The 1,444-nt window shown below is 57.8% G+C and carries 2 protein-coding genes; one reads left to right on the forward strand and one right to left on the reverse strand.

Annotated features, from left to right (window positions below; genetic code table 11):
* The coding region (locus lacNas_RS14000; protein ID WP_201346964.1) for a glycoside hydrolase family 25 domain-containing protein at positions 1-453 on the reverse strand (453 nt) is incomplete at its 3' end.
* Positions 454-558: 105 nt separating this feature from the next.
* Here lacNas_RS14000 and lacNas_RS14005 point away from each other — a divergent pair.
* Positions 559-1,444 (forward strand): APC family permease (locus lacNas_RS14005; protein WP_201346965.1); only part of this gene is annotated, 886 nt, incomplete at its 3' end.

Genomic DNA, 1,444 nt, shown 5'->3' on the forward strand with positions numbered 1-1,444 from the left:
GATCAAGGCCGCCGCCAGCTGGCTCATGGCCGTAATGCCGGCTGCTCCCGGATCATCCTGCCCGCTGTCCAGCAAAATCGGCAGCCGGCCCCAGTGCCCGCCTGAAAGGCGCTTGGCGCTGGCCAGCTGCTTGGCGCTGTTCTGCTCTTTGACCTTAATGACGCTGCCGTAGGCCAGCTTGGTTTTGGCCAGCCGCTTCCGGTAGGCCGAAAACTGCCCGTCGACCGTCAAATAAACGAAAGACAGGCCTCCCTGCTGCAGGCTGGCCAGGCCGATGCTGGTCTGACTCTGGTCAAGCCCGATGCCGACGGCGCTTTGACTGGATCCTTTGGGCAGGGTCGTCTGATCGGCATAATTGTAAAGCCCGTAGGCCAGCAGGCCGACAACCACCGCCAGCAGGAGCAAAAGCGCCGGCAGGGTCGCTTGATGTTGAAAATGCTTTGTTTGCCCCATTACCCAAACCTCCTTTTACCATTTTAGCGGAGAAAGTCCCCTATACCAAGCAGAAAGATTTCTTGTATAATAAAAAGGTTAGACTTGCTCTACTGGAGGGATTTTTTGAAAAAACAGATATCTTTTGGACAGGCGCTGGCCACGGTCGTCGGCTCTGTCATCGGCGCCGGCGTCTTCTTTAAAGTCGGCAGCATCAGCCAAAGCACCGGTTCGGCGTCAGCCAGCATCCTGGTCTGGATCCTGGCGGGGGTCATCTCCATCTGCTCGGGGCTGACCGTCTCGGAGATCGCCGCGGCCTTAAACGTCAACGGGGCGATCGAATACCTGGACTACAGCTACGGCAATATCTGGGGCTTTTTGTTCGGCTGGGCGGAAATGGCCGTCTACTTTCCGGCGCAGATCGCGGCCCTGGCCTCGATTTTCGGCCAGCAGTTCGTGACCTTGTTTGGCCTGCCGGCGGGCACGAGCCGCCTGATCGCTTTCGGGGTGGTGCTCTTGCTCTTCTTGATCAACCTGCTGGGCACCGGCTTTTCCGCCAAAATGCAGTCCGTCATCACCGTCATCAAGCTGATTCCGCTCTTTTTGATCATCGTTTTCGCCTTCAGCCAGCAAAACGTGGCCGTAAGCTTATGGCCGGTCACCGTAAACAGCAGCAGCGGCTGGGCAGGCGGCATCAGCCAGGGGCTCTTGTCGGCCCTCTTTGCCTTTGAAGGCTGGATCATCGTGACCAACTTGGCCAAGGAAATGAAGCATCCGGAAAAAGACCTGGCCCGGGCCATCATCTTCGGCCTCAGCCTGGTGACGGTCGTCTACGTTTTGGTCAACTATGCCTTCATGACCGTCCTGCCTTTTGACAAGATCATCGGCAACAGCAACACCGCCTACTATGCTTCCTTGAAGCTCTTCGGCCAAGCCGGCGGCAAGATCGTCACTGTCGGCATCCTGCTCTCGGTTTACGGGGCCTGCAACGGCTTCATGCTTACAGGGATGC

This window comes from Lactobacillus nasalidis (genome assembly GCF_016587775.1).
GTDB lineage: Bacteria > Bacillota > Bacilli > Lactobacillales > Lactobacillaceae > Lactobacillus > Lactobacillus nasalidis.